Origin of the sequence: Thalassobacillus devorans, from assembly GCF_900176565.1 — a bacterium.
In the GTDB taxonomy this organism is placed as follows: Bacteria; Bacillota; Bacilli; order Bacillales; family Halobacillaceae; genus Thalassobacillus; species Thalassobacillus devorans_A.
The window spans coordinates 726,543-749,974 of sequence record NZ_FXEH01000005.1 but is presented as its reverse complement, the minus strand read 5'-3'; the positions used below and the strand labels follow the sequence as shown (position 1 = coordinate 749,974).

Sequence of the window (23,432 nt, the reverse complement as noted above, 5' to 3'; positions counted from 1 at the left end):
CATGCAACAAGTCAAACAAAGGGATTTAGAAGTATTCGAGGCAATGGAAGCGGAAAAGAAACGCCAGCAGGAAAAAATCGAACTGATCGCATCGGAGAACTTCGTTTCTGAAGCAGTCATGGAAGCGATGGGATCCGTTCTGACCAATAAATATGCGGAAGGCTATCCTGGCCGTCGCTATTATGGTGGCTGTGAACATGTAGATGTTGTCGAAAACCTTGCCCGTGACCGCGCGAAAAAATTGTTTGGAGCTGACCATGTCAATGTGCAGGCACATTCCGGTGCGCAGGCGAACATGGCAGTCTATTTCACTGTCCTTGAACCTGGCGACACTGTACTTGGTATGAACCTGAATCATGGTGGTCACTTGACGCACGGAAGCTCTGTCAACTTCAGTGGTAAGCTTTACAATTTCGAAGATTATGGTGTCGATAAAGAGACAGAACAAATTGATTATGATGCTGTCCTGGAACGCGCGAAAGAATTGAAGCCGAAATTGATCGTTGCTGGCGCAAGTGCGTATTCCCGCAAGATTGATTTTGCTAAATTCCGTGAGATTGCTGATGAGGTAGATGCCTATTTGCTTGTTGATATGGCTCATATCGCCGGATTAGTGGCTACCGGTCACCATCCGAACCCTGTTCCTCATGCTCATTTTGTTACAACAACCACGCATAAGACATTGCGTGGACCTCGTGGCGGTATGATTCTTTGCAAAGAAGAATTCGCCAAGAAAATTGACAAGACCGTTTTCCCGGGTATGCAGGGTGGTCCATTGATGCATGTTATTGCTGCGAAAGCTGTTTCCTTCTATGAAGCACTGCAGGAAGATTTCAAAGCATACTCTGAACAGGTGGTTAAAAACGCCAAGCGCCTTGGCGAGTCGTTACAAAAGCATGGAATCCGCATCGTATCCGGCGGTACGGACAACCACTTGCTTCTATTAGATGTACGACCGTTGAACCTGACAGGTAAAGTGGCGGAAAAAGCTTTAGATGATATTGGTGTCACAACCAATAAAAATACCATTCCATTCGATCCGGAAAGTCCGTTTGTAACTAGTGGTGTCCGTATTGGTACGGCCGCTGTCACTTCCCGTGGCTTTGGTGAAAAAGAAATGGACGAAATTGCAGAAATTATCGCTTTCACATTGAAAAACCATGAAGATGAAGCGAAGCTGAAAGAAGCAGAAGACCGCGTGCTTCGTTTGACGAATCAATTCCCGCTTTATCAATAACGTAGAACCAAGTCCCGCTCCGTTTTTCGGCAGCGGGACTTTCTTGTACTTCGGCACTGCTAAATATTAATATTAGTATTACAAAAAGTTGGGGCCGTTGCCATGTTGGAGAAAGGATGGTCTGGGAAGCGACTCGCTTTCCTGCGGGGGACCTGGCGAGCTTCCTCGGGCTACGCCCTGTGGGATCTCGCCTAGCCCCTTCTCCCGCGGGAGTCTCCCCGTTTCCCTGCCCATCCAGCCAGTTTTGGATAAACGGCCCCTTCAAAAAGTGGATAACTGAACCTTCATCAATGCGCATTTATAATAAATGTAATGGAGACCAAACGTGTGACATGAGGAAGCGGTTTCTACAAGCGTGATTTCGTGAACTTCCTATGGGAAGGGTCGGTGGGGAACGGCGAGACTCCTGCGGGATGAGCATGACAGGTGAGACCCCGCAGAGCGTCAGCTCGAGGAGGCTCAGCGCATGTCCGCGGAAAGGGAGTCGTTCCCCACCGGACCGTTAACCAGAAAAACATCTCGAAATCAAGTCTTCGACTTTCTATTTGTTGTGTTGAATAAGGGTATATTTTCCTTTGTGATGTGCCTTGCAGGAATGCCTATTATTATGTACAATTTGAAGGATGCAAAATTTAAGGGATTATGGAAAACTACTATTTAATAAGGAGTGGATCGGCAATGGGAAAAGTGTACGTATTGGATCACCCGTTAATCCAGCATAAGTTGACATACATACGGAAAAAGAGCACAGGTACGAAAGATTTCCGTGAATTGGTAGATGAAGTGGCTGCCTTGATGGCTTTTGAAATTACACGTGACCTGCCTCTTGAAGAAGTGGAAATCGATACACCAGTCGTGGACGGAGCGAAGGCGAAAGCATTGAGCGGAAAGAAAATCGGCCTCGTACCGATTTTACGTGCAGGGCTTGGCATGGTGGACGGAATGCTCCAGCTTATTCCGGCTGCTAAAGTAGGACACGTCGGGTTGTACCGGGATCCAGAAACACTCCAGCCTGTTGAATACTATGTGAAACTCCCAAGCGATATTGAAGAACGGGAACTGATCGTTCTCGACCCAATGCTCGCAACAGGTGGTTCTGCGAATGCGGCTATCGAGTCCTTGAAGAAACGCGGCGCACGCCAGATTCGCCTGATGTGTATCGTTGCTGCTCCTGAAGGTGTCGAAGCTGTACAGAAAGAGCACCCGGATGTAGATATCTATCTCGCTGCTCTTGACGAAAAGTTGAACGAAAAAGGCTATATCGTCCCAGGTCTTGGCGATGCCGGCGACCGCTTGTTCGGAACGAAATAAACTTTATATTCACTCAGAGCCTTGCCGCCCCTACTAGGGAGGCAGGGCTTTTTTTATACGGTGAAAGGCCTGGGGAGCCAATAAGCCACCTGCCAATTTTACTTATTTATAACCTCTCGCAAGTATAGCCCGCTTGTTTTTTCAAATAATAGAAGCAACGAAAGGGGCTTGACGACATTGCGATTTCTGTACCTGATACTATTTTGTGTAACACTTACCATACTACCCGGATTTGAACAACCAGAGGATAGAGAGGAAATCACGAGAATCATTGAGGTCGATGGTGATCCTCATTTTGTCAAAAGAGATATCGAGCGAATGCTTCCTCGCCTTGAAGTGATGGCTGTATATGACACGGTATTCAATGGTATAGCCGTGAAAGGAAAGCCTGCTCACCTGTCCAAACTGAGCAAAATAGAAGCGATTGTCAACCAGCATCCGGTTCAGACCTATCGAACGATGGATGAGAATCTAAACGAATCGGTGCCATTTTTGCTGCAAGAAAACCGTGAAAAACGAACTGTTCCTTTTACAGGAAAAGGGGTGAAGGTTGGGGTCATTGATACTGGTCTTGATTATACCCACCCTGACCTTGCTGCCAATTACAAAGGCGGCTTTGACGTATTTGATTTCGATGACGATCCGATGGAAAGTACAGAAGAAAGCCCGACCATTCACGGCACACATGTTGCCGGGGTAATTGGGGCTAATGGTAAGATGAAAGGAATCGCACCGGATGCGGAGTTATACGGATATCGAGCGCTTGGTCCAGGAGGGTTCGGAACTTCAGTCCATGTCATTGCTGCCATGGAGGAAGCAGTGAAAGATAACATGGACATCATCAACCTCTCGCTCGGAAATGATGTCAACGGACCAGACTGGCCGACAAGTGTTGCAGTGGATAAAGCGGTTGAACTTGGAACAACTGTTGTCGTAGCAGCCGGCAATACAGGACCGGATGATTGGACAGTCGGCTCACCAGCTACAGCTACTAAGGCTATTACGGTTGGGGCATCGACTCCGCCTTTGAAGATACCCGTATTGATCGATCGTTTTGCAAAAAAAGAGATTCCACTTATCCCGATGATGGGATCGACCGATTGGAAGCTGGACAAACGTTATCAACTGGTATACGGCGGGCTGGGTGATAAGCCAATCGAAAAAGCCCAGGGTAAAATTGTCGTCATGAAACGTGGAAAAGTCCCATTCACGGAAAAAGCTGAGTTAGCTGAGAAAAACGGAGCAATTGCATTGATTGTATATAATAATGAAGCGGGAGAGTTTCAGGGAACGATTGATGATGGCTCGATTAACATACCTGTAGTAGCTGTGTCTGAAGAAGATGGTGAATGGCTGAAGCAGCAGAGTGACTCCCCAAATGCAGGTTGGGTGGACACAGAGTATGTGGATATCGTCGATTCATTGGCACCATTCAGCTCCCGGGGTCCTGTTACGGCCAATTGGGCGATTAAACCGGATATTCTGGCTCCGGGAGTAGCCATCACCAGCACAATTCCCGGCGGCTATCAGGAGCTTCAGGGTACAAGTATGGCCGCGCCTCATATTGCCGGGGTGGCAGCTTTAATCAAAGAAGCACATCCGGACTGGCAGCCGGAAGATATTAAAACAGCTTTACTATCGACCGCCACGCCCTTAAAAAACAAAAAAGGGCATCTGCTTGCTCCCACGGAACAGGGGATGGGGAAGGTGAATGTTCCATCGGCAGTAGAGCCGAAACTGCAAATTGAACCTGCCCAATTGAACTTCGGTCGCTTCAACAGCAGCTTTCCAAAAAAGAAAATAAAGGTCCAGATTAAGAACACCAGCAAAAGTTCACAAAAAGTTCATTTTTCACTTCCGAAGAAAATGCAGGGATTAATTTGGGATCTTCCAAAAGCTTTTACACTGGCACCTGAGCAGTCGAAAAGCATCGAAATCGGACTGAATGTGACGCCTGCTTTCCTTGAAAAGGGCCTCCATCAAGGCTGGATTCGCATGGCTGTGCCTGATCAAACGTTTGATCTACCTTATTTATTCATGATGGAAACAAGTGATTACCCGCGCGCCATGGGCTTTGAAATAGCAGTTTCAGACTTTGATTCTTCCACTTATGACTACCAATTTTACTTGCCTGAAGACGCCGACAACGTGAAGGTGGACCTGTATAACCCTGATACGCTTATGCATGAACGGACGCTGTTCGAGCTGTCAGATCAGCAGCAAGGAGTAGTGGAAGGGGAGCTTTCCAGTCATGAAATCGGGAAAGATGGGCGCTATATCGCTGTCATCACAGTTGAAAACGAAAATAAACATTATAGCTACGGCGTTCCTGTCGAAATCAATAATTTCCATTAAAAAAGGGCTTTACAGGTCCTTTTTTTTATGGTGTCTCTTTTCAAATTTCAAAAATCTTATATAATGTTAAAAGGGCATTTTTCAGGAAGAGGATTTCCTGTTGAAAATTGTCAATTCTTATGTATTTTTGCTCACAAACACATTGACATCCCAAAACCCCTATTGTATGCTTACTTAGTGTGGAATGATAAGGTTTTCATAACTGTATTCTACTGTGTTTTCCATCCACTAATAATGATGGGAGCGTTGGGTTTGAAGGTACCGAAAAATCCATTACGAGCGATGGCGCTGACGAGTGCAATCGTATCGCAGTTGGCTGGCGGACCACTTGCTGGAGCATTCCTCGGGAAGTGGCTCGACGAACAGTTTGCTGTTCAACCACTCTTTCTGATCCTCGGTATATTTTTAGGGGTAGGAGCAGGTACATACGGAACGATTCATTTAGTACGAGAATATACGGGAGACGAATAGCATGGAAGCGTATCAGCAAATGATCACCCGTCAACGGAAATGGATGTTCTATCTTCTGGCATTATTTGTACTGGGTTGGGGATTGACCCCTTATACCAGTATATTCCTCGGACTTCTTCTTGGAGGTTCACTCAGTTTTTACAATCTCTGGTTGATGCAGCGGAAAGTGGACAAGTTTGGCGAAGCTACCGCCCAGCTTAAATCAGTGAAGGGGATTGGCTCTTTTTCGCGATTAATGGCTGGGGCACTGGCTGTATTGATCGCTCTTCAGTTTGAAGAATATTTCCATTTGCATGCAGTTGTATTGGGTTTAATGACAGCCTACGTTGTCATTATGATAGATTTTTTATTTTTTAGAACCAGAGACTAGCATTAGAAGAGAGGTGAACAGGTTGGATCACGGAGCACCGATTTGGAATGATGCTTTTGGGATTTCGTGGCTGGATTTTAACTTATCCAACGTGTTGATGATGTTTATTGCATCGTTGATTGTTTTCATCATCGGTGTAGCAGCAACACGCAATATGCAGCGAAAGCCCACGGGGTATCAGAACTTCATTGAGTGGTTGATTGACTTCGTCAAAGGTATTATTGGCTCGAACATGGATTGGCGTACCGGTAAACGGTTTTTGCCGCTTGGACTGACGCTTTTCACCTACATATTTGTAGCGAACATGCTCGGGGTCATTTTGATGGTAGTCGTCGGAAATGATTTATGGTGGAAATCACCGACATCAGATGCCGGCATTACCTTGACTTTAGCGACGATGGTTGTCGTATTGAGCCATTATTATGGTATTAAACTGAATGGAGTGAAAGAGTACGGAAAGCAATTTGTCCGTCCATTGCCATTTTTACTTCCATTTAAAATCATTGAAGAGTTTGCCAACACGTTGACTCTCGGTTTGCGACTTTACGGTAACATTTTTGCAGGTGAGGTACTGTTAACGATGTTAGCAGCCACTGCAGTTTCCGGCTTCGGAGGATTCTTCGGAGCAGCTATCCCGATGCTTGCATGGCAAGGTTTCAGTACATTCATCGGGTTTATCCAGGCATTTATTTTCACCATGTTGACAATGGTCTATCTATCTCACAAGGTTAGCACCGACCATTAATATAAGTTTTAAAAAATAATTTTTTTCACAAATAAGAGGAGGATTTTCATTATGGGTCTATTAGCAGCTGCAATTGCAGTAGGTTTGGCGGCACTTGGTGCTGGTATTGGTAACGGTTTGATTGTTAGTCGTACAGTAGAAGGGATTGCGCGTCAGCCAGAATTACGCGGCGGTCTTCAAACTACAATGTTTATCGGGGTAGCATTGGTTGAGGCGATTCCGATCATCGCGGTTGTTATCGCGTTTATCGTAATGGGTGGATAATATAGCAGTTTGAGTGATGGCGAAGGGCATCTAAGCAGGTCTTCGCCATTGCTTTGTACTTTGTAACGGATTGATAGGGAATTTGTACATGTTCAAATTAAGAGAATTCGACTGATGACACCTTGTCATAGCCGGTTTTTTCTCATGTAGAGCCTATTACGGTAACGTTGTGGAAAGGAGTGGACACTGTGCAAGCATATACTGGTTGGTTGATGGTCGGCGCTGAAGGCGGCCTCATGGTAGGAGATATGTTGGCTCAATTGTTCTTCTTCCTTGTTCTTTTGGCACTCCTTGCTAAATTCGCCTGGGGACCGCTCATGAACATCATGAAAGAACGTGAAGAACATATCGCCAATGAAATAGATACAGCTGAAAAAAGTCGGGAAGAAGCCGCACGCATGCAGCGTGAAGCTTCCGAAGAGTTGAAAAAGACAAGACAAGAAGCGCAAGCGATTATTGATGAAGCCAAGAAAACTGCTGGACAGCAGGAGCGTGCGATCATGGAATCAGCACGTACCGAAGCAGAGCGCCTGAAACTTTCTGCTCGCCAGGAAATTGAGCAGGAAAAAGAAAAAGCCGTTCAGACTTTGAAAGACCAGGTGGCATCCTTATCTGTACTGGTTGCCAGCAAAGTCATCGAAAAAGAATTGTCTGAGCAGGACCAGCAGCAATTGATCAATGACTACATTAAAGAAGTAGGAGAAGAGCGATGAGTGAATCTGTGGTATCAAGACGCTATGCCAATGCTCTTTTTCAACTCGGTAAAGAAAGAAACAAGCTGGAACAATTCGAAGAAGAACTGCGCAATATCCGCGCGGTCTGGGTTACGAATAAAGAACTGCTGACATTCCTGAAGCATCCACGCGTCTCCATCGATAAGAAAAAGCAAACCATCGCGACTGGCTTTGCAGGTTATTCCTCCGAAGTGCTGAATACATTGATGTTATTGCTGGATCGCCATCGTGAGGACATTATTCCTGATCTGATCGATCATTTTATCGAAAAGGTGAATGATGCAAAAGGAATTGCGGAAGCAAAAGTATATTCTGTTCGAGAACTGTCCGAAGATGAGAAGCTCCAGATTTCAAATGTTTTTGCCAAGAAGATTGGAAAGAACACCCTGAAAATTACGAACATCATCGATCGTTCTATCCTCGGCGGTATCAAAATCCGCATTGGAAACCGTATCTATGATGGTTCTATCAGTGGAAAACTCGAGCGCATCGAACGGAAATTGGTATCTGGAAACAATAGATGATAGGGGTGAAATGGCATGAGCATCAAAGCTGAAGAAATCAGTTCACTGATAAAACAGCAAATTGAGAACTATGAATCTGATATTGAAGTCAACGATGTAGGTACGGTCATCGAAGTCGGTGATGGTATCGCACGTGCTCATGGACTTGACAACGTCATGTCTGGTGAGTTGGTTGAATTTTCGAATGGTGTGATGGGCCTTGCCCAGAACCTGGAAGAAAACAACGTCGGTCTTGTCATTTTGGGACCATTCACAGATATTAAAGAGGGCGACGAAGTTCGTCGTACCGGACGCATCATGCAAGTACCTGTAGGGGAAGAATTGCTGGGTCGTGTTGTAAATCCGCTCGGTCAGCCGGTAGACGGAAGAGGAGCGATTGAAACATCAAAAACACGTCCGATTGAATCACCTGCACCAGGTGTTATGGATCGTAAATCGGTCGATGAACCGCTTCAAACTGGTATTAAAGCGATTGACGCACTGGTACCGATTGGTCGTGGACAGCGTGAGTTGATCATCGGAGACCGTCAGACTGGTAAGACCACAGTTGCCATCGATACAATTTTGAACCAGGCTGACCAGGACATGATTTGTATCTATGTCGCTATCGGTCAGAAAGAATCTACCGTTCGTGGAACAGTAGAAACCTTACGCCGCCATGGTGCCTTGGATTACACGATCGTTGTAACGGCAAGTGCCTCCCAGCCGGCTCCACTTCTATACTTAGCACCATATGCAGGGGTGTCCATGGGTGAAGAATTCATGCATAACGGCAAGCACGTATTGGTAGTCTATGATGACCTTTCCAAACAGGCTGCTGCCTATCGTGAACTTTCCCTATTGCTACGCCGCCCGCCAGGTCGTGAAGCATTCCCGGGTGATGTATTCTACCTTCACTCCCGTCTGTTAGAACGTGCAGCGAAACTTAGTGATGCAAAAGGTGGAGGCTCCTTGACAGCCCTTCCTTTCGTAGAAACACAAGCCGGGGACATTTCCGCTTATATCCCGACCAACGTAATTTCCATCACAGATGGACAGATCTTCTTGCAGTCTGATTTGTTCTTCTCCGGTGTACGTCCGGCGATTAACGCAGGTCTTTCTGTATCTCGTGTTGGTGGTTCTGCCCAAATCAAAGCGATGAAGAAGGTTGCAGGTACACTTCGTCTTGACCTGGCATCCTACCGTGAACTGGAAGCATTCGCACAGTTCGGTTCTGACCTGGATAAAGCTACCCAGGCTAAGCTGAACCGTGGTGCCCGTACGGTAGAAGTATTGAAGCAGGGGCTTCATAAGCCGCTCGCTGTCGAGAAGCAGGTTATGATCATCTTCGCATTGATCAAAGGGTTCTTAGATGATATCCCGGTTGAGGACATTACACGTTTTGAAGAAGAATTCCACAACTGGACAGAAAGCAACCGCAAAGAACTTCTTAAGCAAATCCGTGAAACCGGAAAGCTTGCAGATGAAGAAGATATGAAAGAAGCGGTCGAAGCGTTCAAAAAGACGTTCGTCGTTTCTGAATAATTGGAACGCAACCTTTGTTAGAAAGGGTGGTGAAATAGCGTGGCATCCCTTAGAGATATTAAAGGCCGGATAGACTCCACGAAAAAAACGAAGCAAATTACGAAGGCGATGGAAATGGTTTCTGCTGCGAAATTGAATCGTGCAGAAGAAAATGCCAAAGCATTCGTACCATATAGCGAAAAGATCCAGGAAGTCGTGGCAAGTATCGCCACTGGCGGCGGTGACGCTGACCATCCGATGCTTAAGTCACGCGACGTAAAACGTACTGGATATCTCGTCATCACTTCCGATCGCGGCCTTGCAGGAGCCTATAACAGCAGTGTTCTGCGTGCTGTTTATCAAACGATCCAAAAGCGCCACGTTTCGGCTGATGAATATACACTTATCACCATCGGGAAAATGGGTCGTGACTTTTTCCGTAAGCGAAACATGCCGATCGATAAAGAGATTGTTGCTATTGCAGATCAGCCTGACTTCGCGGATATCAAAGATATCGCTTCGGAAACGGTGCAGCTATTTACCGATGAAGTGATCGATGAGCTTTATCTTTATTACAACCACTACGTCAGTGCTATTACTCAGGAAGTGACTGAGAAAAAGCTTCTGCCGTTGACAGATTTGAGCGAAGGGGTCAAAGCAACGACAAGCTCCTATGAATATGAGCCGAACCAGGAAGAAATTCTGGAAGTGTTGCTGCCTCAATATGCTGAAAGCTTGATATATGGCGCTTTGCTCGACGGTAAAGCCAGTGAACATGCAGCCCGTATGACTGCTATGAAGAGTGCTACAGATAATGCCGATGATCTTATCGGTGACCTGTCACTTAAATACAACCGTGCCCGTCAAGCAGCCATCACCCAGGAAATCACCGAAATTGTCGGTGGAGCAGCTGCTCTCGAGTAGTAAGCTTCCTGGACTTCGAATAGTTAGTTAGGAGGGAAATCGATGAGTAAAGGACGCGTAATCCAAGTCATGGGACCGGTTGTCGATGTTTCTTTCGAAGACGGACAACTCCCTGATATCAATAACGCTTTGCACGTGTATTCACCCGCGCAAAACGAATATGAAGTAAACGTCGACCTTACATTGGAAGTTGCCCTTCATTTAGGGGACAACGCAGTCCGTACCGTTGCTATGGCATCTACTGAAGGTGTGCAGCGCGGAATGGAAGTCAATGATAAAGGCGGCCCGATTTCTGTGCCGGTCGGTGAAGTAACACTTGGACGTGTATTCAACGTGTTAGGTGAAAATATCGACCTTGATGAGCCATTAGGAGCGGACGTTCGCCGCGATCCAATCCACCGCCAGGCTCCAAAATTCGAAAACCTGGCAACAGAAACGGAAATCCTGGAAACAGGAATCAAAGTCGTAGACTTGCTGGCACCTTACGTTAAAGGTGGTAAGATCGGTTTGTTTGGTGGTGCAGGTGTAGGTAAAACTGTACTAATCCAGGAATTGATCAACAACATCGCCCAGGAGCACGGTGGTATTTCCGTATTCGCCGGTGTTGGTGAGCGTACCCGTGAAGGAAATGACCTGTACTTTGAAATGAAGGACTCCGGAGTTATTTCCCGTACAGCGATGGTATTCGGTCAGATGAACGAGCCGCCTGGAGCACGTATGCGTGTGGCGCTGACAGGTCTTACTATGGCTGAATACTTCCGTGATGAACAAGGGCAGGACGTATTGTTCTTCATCGATAATATTTTCCGTTTCACCCAGGGTGGTCTGGAAGTATCCGCGTTGCTTGGCCGTATGCCATCTGCCGTTGGTTACCAGCCGACACTTGCGACGGAAATGGGTCAATTGCAGGAACGTATTACATCCACAGATAAAGGTTCCGTAACATCCATTCAGGCGATCTATGTCCCTGCCGATGACTACACAGACCCGGCACCAGCAACGACATTCGCCCACTTGGATGCAACTACTAACCTGGAACGTAAACTTTCCGAGCAAGGTATTTACCCTGCGGTGGATCCACTTGCATCTACCTCCCGTGCCCTTGACCCTGAAATTGTTGGTCAGGAACACTATGAGGTAGCTCGAGAAGTGCAGCGTACCCTGCAGCGTTACAAGGAACTTCAGGATATTATTGCGATACTTGGTATGGATGAACTATCGGATGAAGACAAGCAAACAGTTTCTCGTGCTCGTCGTATCCAGTTCTTCCTTTCTCAGAACTTCCACGTTGCCGAACAGTTCACAGGCCAAAAAGGTTCTTATGTACCTGTTCAGGAAACGGTCAAAGGCTTCAGAGAAATCCTCGATGGCAAATATGATGACCTTCCAGAGGATGCTTTCCGCCTAGTCGGACGTATCGAAGATGTCGTTGAAAAAGCGAAACAGATGCAATAAGAATTTTCTTACCTGAAGGAAGGGCAGGCAAAAGGGTGCGGATGCCTCTTTGCCAGCCCATCCCTATAGGTCGAGTTAGCCCAAGGAGGGGTAATCATGAAGACACTAACGGTGAGTGTTGTCACTCCTGATGGCCCGGTTTTGGAAGATGCATTTGAAATGGTGAGCTGTAAGGCGGAAAGCGGTGAACTCGGGGTGCTTCCTGGGCATATCCCAATGGTCGCTCCTTTGACGATCAGTGCCGTCCGTCTGAAAAAAGAAGGCAGCTCCGAGCGTATCGCTGTCAACGGCGGATTTTTAGAGGTTCGTCCGGACAAAGTGACGATTCTGGCACAATCGGCAGAAATGCCTTCTGAGATTGATGTAGAACGTGCACGGAAGGCGAAGGAGCGTGCTGAGCGCCGTCTGCAAACGAAGCAGGAAGATGTTGATTTCAAACGGGCTGAAATGGCACTAAAACGTGCGATCAACCGTTTAGATGTATATCAAAATAATTAATAACAAAAAGCTGCTTTCCATTTGGAAAGCAGTTTTTTTGTAGTCTAAGAAATCTTTAATATAAATCGATTTGAAAACTACTTATCTTTTTTGTGACAATCCAGCAAATTTAATAGAATTTCTAATTTCGGTAAAAGCAACTGGCTCCCCAACTGTAGCATATACAGGTGAGGAGCCAGATATATTTTGGGAGAGCAGCAGGATTTCTTTGTTTTATAACAAAAGAATAATTCATGATTCAGCAGGACAACTCATAAAACTTAAACAAACATTATAATTGAAAAAACCTTTGCCGGCAACCACGTTTGTCATCGCACGAAAACTGTATTTGATTTAAAGTAAAGATGGGAAGAAAACGAAAGATAGTAAATTCTGGATATATATCACTCGGGTCATATCGACACTATATACAGGATTTGCTATAATGATAGCGATTACAAAATTGCTAATCTTCTAAAATTTTTATTTAGAAGGGGGAGGGGAAATGGCGGATCTTTTTACATATCAGAACAGTTATTTAGTGGTAGCTATCTTTTTGGCGCTTGGTATTTTGCTTCCGATTGTGGCTTTATCACTTGGGAGGCTGCTCCGTCCAAATAAACCGACGGAACAGAAACGGACGACGTATGAAAGTGGGATTGACCCTTTCCAGGATGCACGTGTCCAGTTCAACGCCCGCTATTATATCTTCGCTTTGATGTTCGTCATATTTGATGTGGAGACCATTTTCTTGTACCCGTGGGCCGTTGCCTATGAAGAACTGGGCGTCTTCGCATTGATTGAAATGCTTATTTTTGTCGTCATGCTTTTGATTGGCCTCATCTATGCTTGGAAAAAGAAGGTGCTACGATGGATTTAAATTTAGAAAATGTTTCCCTTCAAGAAAAAGCAGAAATGGAACGAAATGTCTTTTTGACGACATTAGAACAAGTCAAAGCCTGGGCAAGGAGCAATTCGTTATGGCCGATGACTTTCGGTCTTGCCTGCTGTGCGATTGAAATGATGGGGGTCGGATCCTCACATTATGACCTGGATCGTTTTGGATCCTTTTTCCGAACATCTCCACGTCATTCGGATGTCATGATAGTATCGGGCACCGTTACGAAAAAAATGGCGCCGGTATTACGCCGTTTGTACGATCAGATGCCGGAACCCAAATATGTGATTGCCATGGGATCCTGTGCAACAGCAGGAGGCCCTTATATAAAATCCTATGCAGTTGTGAAAGGAGTCGACCAAATCGTCCCAGTTGATGTATATATCCCGGGATGTCCTCCAAACCCAGCTGCGCTTATTTATGGAATCAACAAATTACAGGAGAAAATCCGCTATGAAGCCAAAACCGGAAAGCGGGTGACCAGTCGATGAGTGATGAAAAAGACTTGGAAAAGCAGAAAGCCGCCGCAGCGGCAAAAGCTAAGGCAGAGGCATTGAGGAAAAAGAAGGAGAAAGAAAAAGCGGCTGAGGGAGAAGAAGATGCCACAGTCAAAGATAAGGAGAAAGCATCCCAAACCTCAGATACTGATGAAGACCTGGCAAAGAAAAAAGCAGCAGCCGCGGCTAAAGCAAAAGCTGCAGCCTTAGCCAAGCAGAAGCGAAAGCAGGAAGAAGCGGCTAATCCGGAAGAGAAGACATCCGAAAAGCCGGATGACCTGGCAAAAAAGAAAGCAGCGGCCGCAGCCAAAGCGAAAGCAGCTGCTTTAGCCAAACAGAAAAGAAATCAGGAAGAGTCATCGAAAACCGAAAGTGATTCAACCTCTGATAAAGATGATTCAGCTAAGAAGAAAGCGGCAGCAGCTGCTAAAGCAAATGCAGCTGCAGCAGCCAGGAAAAAACGTGAAGCATCTGACGGCGAGTCGGCCGAAGACGATGAAAAAGCAAAAGCAGTAGCAGCCGCTAAAGCAAAAGCGGCGGCAGCCAGAGCTAAGAAAAAAGCAGGGGCTGACAAAAAAGAGGAAACTGAAGAAGAGAAACCGTCTCCGAACCAGCCTCTCCTTGATAAATATAAGAAAGTCATTAAGGAGCATCTCGGGGAAGATGTATTTGAGGATGCCTATATCAATCGCTTATCCAAACACGTACCGACATTGGTAGCAAAAAGAGATACCTATCATAAAATCGCGGAGTTTCTAAAATTCAATGAACAGCTTGGGTTCGATTATCTATCAGAACTGCATGGAACCGATTTTGAAACGCATATGGAAGTTTACTTACATCTCTTCTCGTTCCGCAACAGACAGTCGGTTGCCCTCAAAGTGAAAATTGACAGGGACCAGCCGGAAATCGAGTCGGTGACGGACCTGTGGAAGGGTGCGAATTGGCCGGAATGCGAGACATACGATTTATTCGGAATCAAGTTCCTTAACCACCCGGATTTAAAGCGGATTCTGCTTGGAGAAGATTGGGTCGGCTATCCGATGAGAAAAGATTACGAGCCCCATGATGTGGAGGTGTAGGCAATGATCAGAACAGAAGAAATGATGCTTAATGTAGGCCCGCAGCACCCGAGCACCCATGGTGTGTTCCGTCTTGTCATCAAAGTCGATGGGGAGACCATCAAGGAAGCGACCCCGGTCATCGGTTATCTTCACCGGGGGACAGAAAAGCTTGCGGAAGACTTACAATATACACAAATCATTCCATATACAGACCGGATGGATTACTTATCAGCAATGACAAATAACTATGTCATTTGCCACGCCGTAGAAACGATGATGAGTCTTGAACTCCCGGATCACGCCGAATATTTACGGGTGTTGGCAATGGAACTCGGCAGAGTAGCCAGTCATCTGGTCTGGTTCGGTACATATTTATTGGATATCGGGGCGGTAAGCCCTTTCCTTTATGCTTTCCGAGAACGGGAAGCGATTATCAATCTGCTGAATGAACTTTCCGGTGGCAGGCTGACATTCAATTATATGCGTGTCGGCGGGGTCAAATGGGACGCACCAGAAGGCTGGATTGATAAAGTACGCGATTTCGTTCCTTATATGAGAGAACAGCTGGCTGGCTATCATGACCTGGTGACAGGCAACGAAATCTTTTTAAACCGCGTGAAGGGGGTCGGGCGCTACACCCAGGAAGATGCCCTGCAATATTCGCTAAGCGGAGCAAACTTGAGATGTACCGGGGTCGATTGGGATCTCAGGAAGCACGAACCGTATTCCATCTATGATCGCTTTGACTTCGACGTCATCACACGAGATGGAGGAGATGCCTGGGCGCGCTACCAATGCCGACTGGCAGAAATCGAAGAGTCCTTGAAAATAATTGAACAGGCTGTCGAGCAAATTCCGAATGATGGTAAGTTCATGGCAAAAGTACCACGGATTATAAAAGCCCCTAAAGGGGAGGCTTTTGTCAGAATTGAATCTCCTCGTGGAGAAATCGGCTGTTATATTGCCAGTGAAGGAAAAAAAGAGCCGTACCGTATTAAGTTCAGAAGGCCATCCTTTTACAACCTTCAAATTCTCCCTAAACTGCTCGAAGGGGAAAACATGGCCAACTTAATTACGATTCTCGGAGGGGTGGATATCGTCTTAGGGGAGGTGGATGGCTGATGACCTGGATCGATTCCGTTTTACAATCCCAGCCAGGCTGGGGGAACATGGCCATTTTCCTGTCACTAGGTGTTGCCATGCTGGGGATTGGGCTTGGTTTCGTAACTTTTGCGATTCTGGCAGAACGAAAAGTAATGGGTTTCATGCAGCTTAGACACGGCCCAAACCGTGTCGGTGGACGCTTCGGCTTGCTCCAAAGTGTGGCTGACGTATTGAAACTATTAATAAAAGAAGACACGATGCCTAAGCAAGCGGATAAACCGCTGTTCATTCTAGCACCGATGATTGCTTATGCTCCTGCCTTTTTAGTATTGGCAGTCATTCCATTTACACCGGCATTCAAGTTTTCAGATATCGGTGTCGGGTTGCTGTATTACATCGCGATTTCTGGTATATCCACGATCGGCATTGTAACCGCAGGATGGGCTTCTAATAATAAGTATGCCCTGATGGGGGGCATGCGTGCCGCTGCCCAGATGATCTCCTATGAGATTCCGTTAGTGATGTCTGTAGTAGGGATCATCCTGTTTACAGGCAGTCTTAATCTTTATGACATCGTCGTTTATCAAGAGAATGTAGCGTTTGTCTTTTTACAGCCAGTTGCGTTCATAATTTTCCTGATCGCCGGGACAGCAGAACTCAATCGGACACCATTTGACCTTCCAGAAGCGGAGTCAGAGCTGGTAGCGGGCTACCATGTAGAATACTCCGGTTTTCGTTTCGCCTTCTTCATGCTGGCGGAATATGTCTATCTATTTGCACTTTCTGCGTTGATTACTGTGTTATTCCTTGGCGGGTGGAATGCACCAATTCCAGGGATAGGCCTGAACGACATCGGGCTTGGAGCGGTGTGGTTCACCATGAAGTTCATCGTCGTTGTTTTCTTCTTCATGTGGCTGCGTGTGACTTTTCCACGACTGCGCGCAGACCAGTTGATGGAATTTGGCTGGAAAGTACTGCTTCCAATCGCTTTAGCGAATATTTTTGTAACAGCGATTATCAAAGAGCTGTTTTTCTAATATTTTCGTCTTGCTTTGCGAGAAGCCAGGTTTTCAACAAAGGTACAGCATACCAACTGAAAGGGGGCTGAACATATGCTTGGTTTAGCGAAAGGTCTCAAATATACCCTGAAAAATATGACAAGGGAAAAAATGACCTACCAGTATCCTGATGAGCCGGTTCCGATGCCGGATCGTTTCCGGGGCATCCAGAAGTTCTACCCGGAAAAATGTATTGTCTGCAACCAGTGCGCCAACATCTGCCCGACAGATTGTATCCAGTTGACAGGGAAAAAACACCCGGATCCTGATAAAAAAGGAAAAGTCATCGACACCTATGATATCAACTTTGAAATCTGCATTTTATGTGATCTCTGTACGGAGGTATGTCCGACGGAAGCAATCGTTATGACGAACAATTTCGAACTGGCGGAGTATTCTCGTGACGATCTGTTCAAAAATCTGGAGTGGCTGGATGAAAATGATCAGAACATCAGAGAGGAGAATAAAGCATGAGTGGAGAATTATTCGCCTTTCTCGTTCTGGCATTGCTTGCGATATTAGGTGGCATTCTGATGTTGAATTTAACAAAAGTCATCCACATGTTGCTGTCGCTCGTCCTTACTTTTCTTGCTATTGCCGGGCTATATGTCCTGTTATCAGCTGAATTTGTTGCCATTGCTCAAGTGCTGATCTACTCCGGTGCTATTACGATCATCATGATTTTCGGAATCATGCTCACACGGCATAACGATACCCAAAGAACAAAAGGCAACCGGACAAGAAATATGGTTGTCGGTGCCGGAGTAGTATTATTTTTCTTTACGATGTACTTCTCGATCAACCAGGTGTCATTCGGCGACCAGGCGACCAGTCTGCATGTGGAAAACACAAAGCAGATCGGTATCGAATTGTACAGCAAATATGTTATCCCGTTTGAATTGATGTCTGTGGTCCTGCTCGTATCTTTAGTAGGTGCGATCATATTAGCTAAACGGGATGACGAGGAGGAGGCGGAGCAAAAATGAGTGCCATACCAGTCAATGCCTATCTTCTCTTAGCTCTAGTGCTGTTTTGTATTGGTCTTTACGGTGCTTTGACAAAAAAGAATACAGTGATAGTCCTGATTTCGATTGAACTGATGTTGAATGCGGTCAATATCAATTTGGTCGCATTCAGTAAGTATGGCATTAATCCGGGTATTACCGGTCAAATTTTTTCGTTATTCACCATAACCGTAGCAGCTGCTGAAGCTGCTGTCGGCCTTGCGATTCTTATCGCCCTTTACCGGAACCGCTCGACAGTGCAGATTGATGAGATGAATACGATGAAGCACTGAGGTTCCTTATCGGTTCAATTGCAAACCTGGAACAGAAGGGAGTTGTGTCAGGATGTTAGAAAATGCATGGTTGATCCCTTTGTTTCCATTGCTGTCGTTTCTTTTACTCCTTTTCTTCGGAAAACAGTGGAAGGAAAAGAGCAGCTATGTAGGCATCGGTTTTACAGGGGTTTCTTTCCTGCTTTCTGTCATCGTGCTATTTACGCAAATAGCAAATGGAAGCGGTGGAGCGGATATGGTCTGGCTGACGATCGGCCAGTTGGAATTTCGCTTTGGAGTAATAGTCACGCCGCTAAATGCATTGATGCTTGTCATCGTGTCACTCGTCAGTTTTCTTGTACATATTTATTCCAAGGGCTATATGCATAGTGATGAACGACTGACGACATTTTACAGCTATCTCGGATTGTTCACCTTTGCGATGCTGGCATTGGTGATTTCACCAAACCTTTTACAGTTGTATATATTTTGGGAATTAGTGGGTGTCGGCTCGTTCCTGCTGATTGGCTTCTATTTTTATAAGGAAGAAGCAAAAGCAGCAGCAAAAAAAGCGTTTGTTATGACGAGGATCGGCGATGTCGGATTACTTATCGGGATGATTCTCTTATTCTGGCAGGTCGGCAGTCTTGAATTCAACGAAATTTTTGCAGGTGTCAGTGGTGGAGAAGTGCCGGAAGGACTACTGACGTTGATTGCTATTCTTATCTTCGTCGGGGCAGTCGGGAAATCAGGTCAATTCCCGCTCCATACCTGGCTTCCTGACGCTATGGAAGGGCCAACGCCTGTATCCGCCTTGATTCACGCGGCAACCATGGTAGCGGCTGGTGTATATCTTGTTGCAGCCTTGTTCCCAGTTTTCGAAGCAAGCCCGGCAGCTATGACGGTTGTGGCTGTTGTTGGTGGATTTACAGCGATCTTTGCCGCCACCATCGGCCTTGTACAAACAGATATCAAACGTGTGTTAGCATATTCTACCGTTTCTCAGCTGGGGTACATGATGATGGCTCTAGGTGCAGCGGGATATGTCGCGGGTGTCTTTCATTTAATGACTCACGCCTTCTTCAAAGCACTATTGTTCTTAGCAGCAGGCAGTGTCATCCATGCGGTACACACGCAGAACATCGAAAAGATGGGCGGGTTATGGACGAAGATGCGGATCACAGGCCCTGTATTTTTAATCGGTACACTTGCCATCAGCGGTGTGCCACTGTTCTCCGGGTTCTTCAGTAAAGATGAAATTTTACTGGCGACCTGGTACGACGGGCGTTATGGATTGTTTATCATCGGACTTGTAGCCGCATTCTTTACAGCTTTTTATATGTTCCGGTTATTTTTCATGGTATTTACTGGAGAAAATCGCTCTGCGCTCTCAGAAGTACGTGAATCATCACGTTCGATGACAATCCCGATGGTGGTGCTCGCATTCTTGGCGGCTTTTGCCGGTTACATCAATACTCCCCGGTTTGGAACGTTTTTAGGGGATTGGCTGGCAGGGGACAGCGAATTTCTTCCATTTGAACATCATGAGGGCCCGGTATGGGTGATGCTGGCGGCAAGCTTGATTGCCTTTGCTGGTATCGGCCTTGCCTATCTTATCTATTATAAAAAATCGTTGCAGCGTGACTTTTTATCCAGTCATATGCCTGCGACCTATACGTTGGTCTTTAACAAATATTTTATAGATGAATTCTATCAATATACCGTCGAATACGCTGCGCGCGCCGTCGGTTATCTTGGAAGCTTTATAGAAAAATACATTGTGGAAGTCATTGTAGCAGCCGTAGCAGGTGTCACCCGGGCTGCCGGAAGCCTTGGCTCGAAGCTGCAGTCGGGGCAAGTGCAGACATATGGTGCTATGGCATTCATCGGCCTGGCTATTCTTGTCTTCCTCGTCGTCTGGACAGGGGGGTACCTATAATGGATTGGTTGACGTTAATGATTTTCTCCCCATTGATTGGTATTTTGCTATTAAGTGTTCAGTCTGCAGAAAGGAAAACGGTAAGCCTTACGGGGATTCTCGCTACGGTACTGCCGCTTTTACTATCGCTGGTAATCTACACACAGTTTCATGGAGGAGGTAACCTGGGAGTTTCTCATGGCTGGATCAGTTTCGGGAACGGAATGTTCCAGGTAAACTATGAGCTTGGCATCGATGGTTTTTCTTTGTTACTGATATTACTGACCACAATCGTATCGACATTGTCAGCCAGTGTGGCAGCTGCTCAGATTAAGCAAGGATTGAAGGCCTATTTCCTTTGGTTCCTCATTTTGGAAATCGGAATGCTTGGAGTATTCACAGCAGAGAATCTGATCCTGTTCTTCATTTTCTTTGAAATAACCTTGGTGCCGATGTTTTTCCTGATTGGCCGATGGGGCTTTGTTGAACGAGAAAAGGCAGCCTATAGCTTCCTTATATACAACGGTCTAGGTTCAGCAATCCTGTTGATTTTGTTTGCAGCAATCTTTGCAAAAACAGGAACGACCAATATCGAAGAGCTGAAAGCTATCATGGCAAGCGGTGAGGCAGTTAGTGAAGAATTCCGTTATGGAAGTATGTTGGCTTTATTAGTCGCATTTGGGGTCAAACTGCCAATCGTACCATTGCATACCTGGATGGTAAGAGTGCACGTTCATGCACCGATCGCAGTCGTGATGATTCACGCAGGTATCTTACTCAAAATTGGCGCCTATGGCTTAATCAACTTTGGTCTGGGAATATTCGGAGATCAGTTTGCAAAAGTGGCACCGTTCATTGCAATACTTGGCTTAATTAATTTATTGTACGGGGCGTTCCTCGCTTTTGTGCAAAATGAATTGAAAAGTGTGTTCGCTTATTCCAGTGTTTCCCATATGGGGATCGTTTTACTTGGAGTGGCAGCAATGAACGAAGCGGGAATTCAGGGAGCTATTTTCCAGACTTTGTCACACGGGTTGATCGCAGCCTTATTATTCTTACTGGTTGGCATTATCCACCAGAGAACACATACTACAAAACTCAGCAGTCTCGGCGGGTTAGCCAAAGGGATGCCGCTCGCAGCAGGGTTCTTGCTGGCAGCAGGAATGGCGTCATTAGGGCTGCCGGGAATGAGCGGGTTTGTATCCGAGTTCATGGCGTTCCTTGGGCTATTCGAGACGATGCCATGGATGGCTGCAATTGGTACGCTCGGAATAATTATGACCGCTGTCTACATGTTACGGGCAGTTCTCGGTGTCACCTATGGAAAAACGATCAAGTCTTTTACAGGAATGTATGATTTGACGAGAATAGAGATGATTCCAGCTGCTGCCTTACTTGCATTAATTGTATTGATTGGTGTCTACCCTGCCATTATCACACATACACTGCAGTTGACTTTAGAATCTATCATGCCAGGGATAGGGGGGTAAGCTTATGGATATGGAAACATTGTTAAGTTATGAATGGAGTATGATGGCCCCAGAGTTCACCATATTGATTATTGCTACCGTCTTATCCTTAGTCGATTTATTTACTGATAAAAAGGTGGATCGTAAGCTGTTCGGCTGGTTTGGCGCAGCGGGTATAGGAATCGCCCTGATTTTCCTTTTCAGTCAAATAGGGCATGAGCCTGCCATGATTCTTGCTAACACCTACAGACTGGACGCATTTTCTTTGAGTTTCAAAATTCTCCTGCTCATCGGAGCGCTGCTGGTACTTTTGATGGGAGTTTCCTATGAAGCGAAAGGTGAACTTCTCTATCGCGGGGAATTCTATTACCTGCTCATGAGCGCATTGCTTGGCGCTATGATGATGGCAAGCAGCGCTGACTTGATTACACTGTTTGTTGGGTTAGAATTACTGTCCATCTCTTCTTATATCCTGGCCGGAACAAGGAAGAAATCGACACAATCAAATGAAGCGGCAATGAAATATGTCATCAATGGAGGAATTTCAAGCGCTTTTACCTTATTCGGACTAAGTTATATTTATGGATTGACAGGTAGTACGAATCTTGCCGACATTTCCCGGGAAATATCGAATATTGCCCCGGAAAATGGACTGGTTTTATTAAGTATCGCTTTTATCCTGACTTTTGTCGGGCTGGCATTCAAGATTTCCACTGTTCCTTTTCAAATGTGGGCACCTGATGTCTATCAGGGAGCTCCGATTCCGGTAACCGCTTTCTTGAGTGTCGTATCGAAAACGGCAGGGTTTGTCATCATCCTACGCGTCTTACTGAGTGTTTTTCCATTTGCGCAAGGATTAGAAGCGAATACTTCCCTGTTGCAATCGATGATGATATTCATAAGCGTGCTGGCGGGAATAACGATGATAGCTGGAAATACTATCGCCTTAAAGCAGAGGAATATCAAGCGGCTGTTCGCTTATTCAAGTATTGCTCACGCTGGTTATCTACTGGTTCCGTTCGTCGCTTTTTCTGAGATGATGTTTGAGAGCATGTGGTTTTATTTGGCGGCGTACTTGCTGATGAACATAGGAGCGTTTGCCGTCATCCAGGTCATGAGTGAGCATAGCCATTCAGAAGATATATCCATCTTCGCCGGACTCTTCTATCGCAGGCCATGGGTGGCTGTCATGATGACGATCTTCTTGTTATCATTAGCCGGGATTCCTGGTACAGCAGGTTTTATTGGGAAGTTGAACATTTTCATAGGAGCTCTGTTCTCGGATCCATCCCGCTACATATTGGCGGCGGTCATGATGGGAACTACAGTCATTTCCTACTTCTATTATTTTGGCGTTATGGCACAAATGTTCATGCGGCCGTCGGGCAGTGCAGCACCGATAAGGATGCCGGTTGGAGTTACGATTGCCATGGTATTCTGTGCGGCAGGTACCATTACCCTGGGTTTATTCCCTGGAGTGGTGTTAGAATTCTTCCAAACTCAATTTAACTTTGCAGAAATGTTCTATTAAAAAACATCACTCCCTCCGGAGATGCGCTTTTTGCATCTGCCGGGGGGGTTTTTTTGTACTTTAGGAAAATTTAACTTTGTTAAAAGGGTTAAAGTATAAGAAAAGACTAAGGCTTTCGCCATATGTACTTGGCGACAAGCCAAGTTTTTTTAATTTCAGTATGTTTACAGCGAGTGAAATTAAGGTAGTAGTAGACTAGGATATCCGCTGGTTTGACAATTTCATTTCTCCATGGCATGTTTGGAAA

At 45.9% G+C, this 23,432-nt stretch carries 24 protein-coding genes; all 24 read left to right on the top strand.

What is annotated here, in order from left to right:
• The first annotated feature begins 1 nt into the window (after position 1).
• The 24 genes from glyA (at position 2) to nuoN (ending at position 23,185) form a co-directional block, all read left to right on the top strand.
• The gene (gene glyA / locus B9Y67_RS08325; RefSeq protein ID WP_085506262.1) at positions 2-1,237 is read left to right on the top strand and encodes a serine hydroxymethyltransferase; all 1,236 of its coding nucleotides are present in this window, start codon (positions 2-4) and stop codon (positions 1,235-1,237) included.
• Between the two features lie 678 nt (positions 1,238-1,915).
• The gene (gene upp / locus B9Y67_RS08315; protein ID WP_062442441.1) at positions 1,916-2,548 is read left to right on the top strand and encodes a uracil phosphoribosyltransferase; all 633 of its coding nucleotides are present in this window, start codon (positions 1,916-1,918) and stop codon (positions 2,546-2,548) included.
• A 177-nt stretch (positions 2,549-2,725) separates the two neighbouring features.
• A complete protein-coding gene (locus tag B9Y67_RS08310; RefSeq protein WP_085506260.1) occupies positions 2,726-4,903 on the top strand; it encodes a S8 family serine peptidase in 2,178 nt (725 codons plus the stop codon).
• 252 nt (positions 4,904-5,155) lie between these two features.
• Positions 5,156-5,374 carry an AtpZ/AtpI family protein gene (locus B9Y67_RS08305; RefSeq protein WP_229717845.1) on the top strand — a complete coding sequence of 73 codons (219 nt, stop codon included), beginning with the start codon at positions 5,156-5,158 and terminating at the stop codon, positions 5,372-5,374.
• A gap of 1 nt (position 5,375) precedes the next feature.
• Positions 5,376-5,744 carry an ATP synthase subunit I gene (locus B9Y67_RS08300; RefSeq protein WP_085506259.1) on the top strand — a complete coding sequence of 123 codons (369 nt, stop codon included), beginning with the start codon at positions 5,376-5,378 and terminating at the stop codon, positions 5,742-5,744.
• A 22-nt stretch (positions 5,745-5,766) separates the two neighbouring features.
• On the top strand, positions 5,767-6,489 hold the full coding sequence (atpB, locus tag B9Y67_RS08295; RefSeq protein ID WP_062442433.1) for a F0F1 ATP synthase subunit A: 723 nt from the start codon (positions 5,767-5,769) through the stop codon (positions 6,487-6,489).
• 51 nt (positions 6,490-6,540) lie between these two features.
• Positions 6,541-6,753, top strand: coding sequence for a F0F1 ATP synthase subunit C (gene atpE, locus B9Y67_RS08290; protein WP_062442430.1), 213 nt, complete (start codon positions 6,541-6,543; stop codon positions 6,751-6,753).
• Between the two features lie 188 nt (positions 6,754-6,941).
• Positions 6,942-7,466 carry a F0F1 ATP synthase subunit B gene (gene atpF / locus B9Y67_RS08285; RefSeq protein WP_085506258.1) on the top strand — a complete coding sequence of 175 codons (525 nt, stop codon included), beginning with the start codon at positions 6,942-6,944 and terminating at the stop codon, positions 7,464-7,466.
• Complete coding sequence (locus B9Y67_RS08280; protein ID WP_062442425.1) at positions 7,463-8,011, top strand: F0F1 ATP synthase subunit delta; 549 nt, start codon at positions 7,463-7,465, stop codon at positions 8,009-8,011. Before atpF ends, B9Y67_RS08280 begins: the two co-directional genes overlap by 4 nt.
• A gap of 15 nt (positions 8,012-8,026) precedes the next feature.
• On the top strand, positions 8,027-9,535 hold the full coding sequence (gene atpA, locus B9Y67_RS08275; protein ID WP_085506257.1) for a F0F1 ATP synthase subunit alpha: 1,509 nt from the start codon (positions 8,027-8,029) through the stop codon (positions 9,533-9,535).
• A gap of 39 nt (positions 9,536-9,574) precedes the next feature.
• On the top strand, positions 9,575-10,438 hold the full coding sequence (locus tag B9Y67_RS08270) for a F0F1 ATP synthase subunit gamma (protein WP_085506256.1): 864 nt from the start codon (positions 9,575-9,577) through the stop codon (positions 10,436-10,438).
• Positions 10,439-10,480: 42 nt separating this feature from the next.
• A complete protein-coding gene (gene atpD / locus B9Y67_RS08265) occupies positions 10,481-11,893 on the top strand; it encodes a F0F1 ATP synthase subunit beta (RefSeq protein WP_085506255.1) in 1,413 nt (470 codons plus the stop codon).
• Between the two features lie 96 nt (positions 11,894-11,989).
• A complete protein-coding gene (locus B9Y67_RS08260; RefSeq protein ID WP_139823759.1) occupies positions 11,990-12,391 on the top strand; it encodes a F0F1 ATP synthase subunit epsilon in 402 nt (133 codons plus the stop codon).
• 484 nt (positions 12,392-12,875) lie between these two features.
• Positions 12,876-13,250, top strand: a complete 375-nt coding sequence (locus tag B9Y67_RS08255) for an NADH-quinone oxidoreductase subunit A (protein ID WP_085506253.1) — start codon at positions 12,876-12,878, stop codon at positions 13,248-13,250.
• The gene (locus B9Y67_RS08250) at positions 13,241-13,759 is read left to right on the top strand and encodes a NuoB/complex I 20 kDa subunit family protein (protein WP_085506252.1); all 519 of its coding nucleotides are present in this window, start codon (positions 13,241-13,243) and stop codon (positions 13,757-13,759) included. Before B9Y67_RS08255 ends, B9Y67_RS08250 begins: the two co-directional genes overlap by 10 nt.
• Positions 13,756-14,847 carry an NADH-quinone oxidoreductase subunit C gene (locus B9Y67_RS08245; RefSeq protein WP_085506251.1) on the top strand — a complete coding sequence of 364 codons (1,092 nt, stop codon included), beginning with the start codon at positions 13,756-13,758 and terminating at the stop codon, positions 14,845-14,847. The genes B9Y67_RS08250 and B9Y67_RS08245 overlap by 4 nt, the downstream gene beginning before the upstream one ends.
• Before the next feature lie 3 nt (positions 14,848-14,850).
• Positions 14,851-15,951 carry an NADH-quinone oxidoreductase subunit D gene (locus B9Y67_RS08240; RefSeq protein ID WP_085506250.1) on the top strand — a complete coding sequence of 367 codons (1,101 nt, stop codon included), beginning with the start codon at positions 14,851-14,853 and terminating at the stop codon, positions 15,949-15,951.
• A complete protein-coding gene (nuoH, locus tag B9Y67_RS08235; protein WP_085506249.1) occupies positions 15,951-16,970 on the top strand; it encodes an NADH-quinone oxidoreductase subunit NuoH in 1,020 nt (339 codons plus the stop codon). The genes B9Y67_RS08240 and nuoH overlap by 1 nt, the downstream gene beginning before the upstream one ends.
• A 75-nt stretch (positions 16,971-17,045) precedes the next feature.
• Complete coding sequence (gene nuoI, locus B9Y67_RS08230; protein WP_062442402.1) at positions 17,046-17,465, top strand: NADH-quinone oxidoreductase subunit NuoI; 420 nt, start codon at positions 17,046-17,048, stop codon at positions 17,463-17,465.
• Positions 17,462-17,977, top strand: a complete 516-nt coding sequence (locus B9Y67_RS08225) for an NADH-quinone oxidoreductase subunit J (protein WP_085506248.1) — start codon at positions 17,462-17,464, stop codon at positions 17,975-17,977. The genes nuoI and B9Y67_RS08225 overlap by 4 nt, the downstream gene beginning before the upstream one ends.
• The gene (gene nuoK / locus B9Y67_RS08220; RefSeq protein ID WP_085506247.1) at positions 17,974-18,288 is read left to right on the top strand and encodes an NADH-quinone oxidoreductase subunit NuoK; all 315 of its coding nucleotides are present in this window, start codon (positions 17,974-17,976) and stop codon (positions 18,286-18,288) included. Before B9Y67_RS08225 ends, nuoK begins: the two co-directional genes overlap by 4 nt.
• Positions 18,289-18,340: 52 nt before the next feature.
• Positions 18,341-20,206 carry an NADH-quinone oxidoreductase subunit L gene (nuoL, locus tag B9Y67_RS08215; protein WP_085506246.1) on the top strand — a complete coding sequence of 622 codons (1,866 nt, stop codon included), beginning with the start codon at positions 18,341-18,343 and terminating at the stop codon, positions 20,204-20,206.
• Positions 20,206-21,675 carry a complex I subunit 4 family protein gene (locus B9Y67_RS08210; RefSeq protein ID WP_085506245.1) on the top strand — a complete coding sequence of 490 codons (1,470 nt, stop codon included), beginning with the start codon at positions 20,206-20,208 and terminating at the stop codon, positions 21,673-21,675. The genes nuoL and B9Y67_RS08210 overlap by 1 nt, the downstream gene beginning before the upstream one ends.
• A 4-nt stretch (positions 21,676-21,679) precedes the next feature.
• Positions 21,680-23,185, top strand: coding sequence for an NADH-quinone oxidoreductase subunit NuoN (nuoN, locus tag B9Y67_RS08205; protein WP_085506244.1), 1,506 nt, complete (start codon positions 21,680-21,682; stop codon positions 23,183-23,185).
• Positions 23,186-23,432 lie beyond the last annotated feature (247 nt).

Bases quoted from the DNA above. Each gene is read 5' to 3' on its own strand.
- glyA (WP_085506262.1), top strand. From the start codon at position 2: ATGCAACAAGTCAAACAAAGGGATTTAGAAGTATTCGAGGCAATGGAA.
- upp (WP_062442441.1), top strand. From the start codon at position 1,916: ATGGGAAAAGTGTACGTATTGGATCACCCGTTAATCCAGCATAAGTTG.
- B9Y67_RS08300 (WP_085506259.1), top strand. From the start codon at position 5,376: ATGGAAGCGTATCAGCAAATGATCACCCGTCAACGGAAATGGATGTTC.
- atpE (WP_062442430.1), top strand. From the start codon at position 6,541: ATGGGTCTATTAGCAGCTGCAATTGCAGTAGGTTTGGCGGCACTTGGT.
- B9Y67_RS08280 (WP_062442425.1), top strand. From the start codon at position 7,463: ATGAGTGAATCTGTGGTATCAAGACGCTATGCCAATGCTCTTTTTCAA.
- atpA (WP_085506257.1), top strand. From the start codon at position 8,027: ATGAGCATCAAAGCTGAAGAAATCAGTTCACTGATAAAACAGCAAATT.
- atpD (WP_085506255.1), top strand. From the start codon at position 10,481: ATGAGTAAAGGACGCGTAATCCAAGTCATGGGACCGGTTGTCGATGTT.
- B9Y67_RS08260 (WP_139823759.1), top strand. From the start codon at position 11,990: ATGAAGACACTAACGGTGAGTGTTGTCACTCCTGATGGCCCGGTTTTG.
- B9Y67_RS08255 (WP_085506253.1), top strand. From the start codon at position 12,876: ATGGCGGATCTTTTTACATATCAGAACAGTTATTTAGTGGTAGCTATC.
- B9Y67_RS08250 (WP_085506252.1), top strand. From the start codon at position 13,241: ATGGATTTAAATTTAGAAAATGTTTCCCTTCAAGAAAAAGCAGAAATG.
- B9Y67_RS08245 (WP_085506251.1), top strand. From the start codon at position 13,756: ATGAGTGATGAAAAAGACTTGGAAAAGCAGAAAGCCGCCGCAGCGGCA.
- B9Y67_RS08240 (WP_085506250.1), top strand. From the start codon at position 14,851: ATGATCAGAACAGAAGAAATGATGCTTAATGTAGGCCCGCAGCACCCG.
- nuoH (WP_085506249.1), top strand. From the start codon at position 15,951: ATGACCTGGATCGATTCCGTTTTACAATCCCAGCCAGGCTGGGGGAAC.
- nuoI (WP_062442402.1), top strand. From the start codon at position 17,046: ATGCTTGGTTTAGCGAAAGGTCTCAAATATACCCTGAAAAATATGACA.
- B9Y67_RS08225 (WP_085506248.1), top strand. From the start codon at position 17,462: ATGAGTGGAGAATTATTCGCCTTTCTCGTTCTGGCATTGCTTGCGATA.
- nuoK (WP_085506247.1), top strand. From the start codon at position 17,974: ATGAGTGCCATACCAGTCAATGCCTATCTTCTCTTAGCTCTAGTGCTG.
- nuoL (WP_085506246.1), top strand. From the start codon at position 18,341: ATGTTAGAAAATGCATGGTTGATCCCTTTGTTTCCATTGCTGTCGTTT.
- B9Y67_RS08210 (WP_085506245.1), top strand. From the start codon at position 20,206: ATGGATTGGTTGACGTTAATGATTTTCTCCCCATTGATTGGTATTTTG.
- nuoN (WP_085506244.1), top strand. From the start codon at position 21,680: ATGGATATGGAAACATTGTTAAGTTATGAATGGAGTATGATGGCCCCA.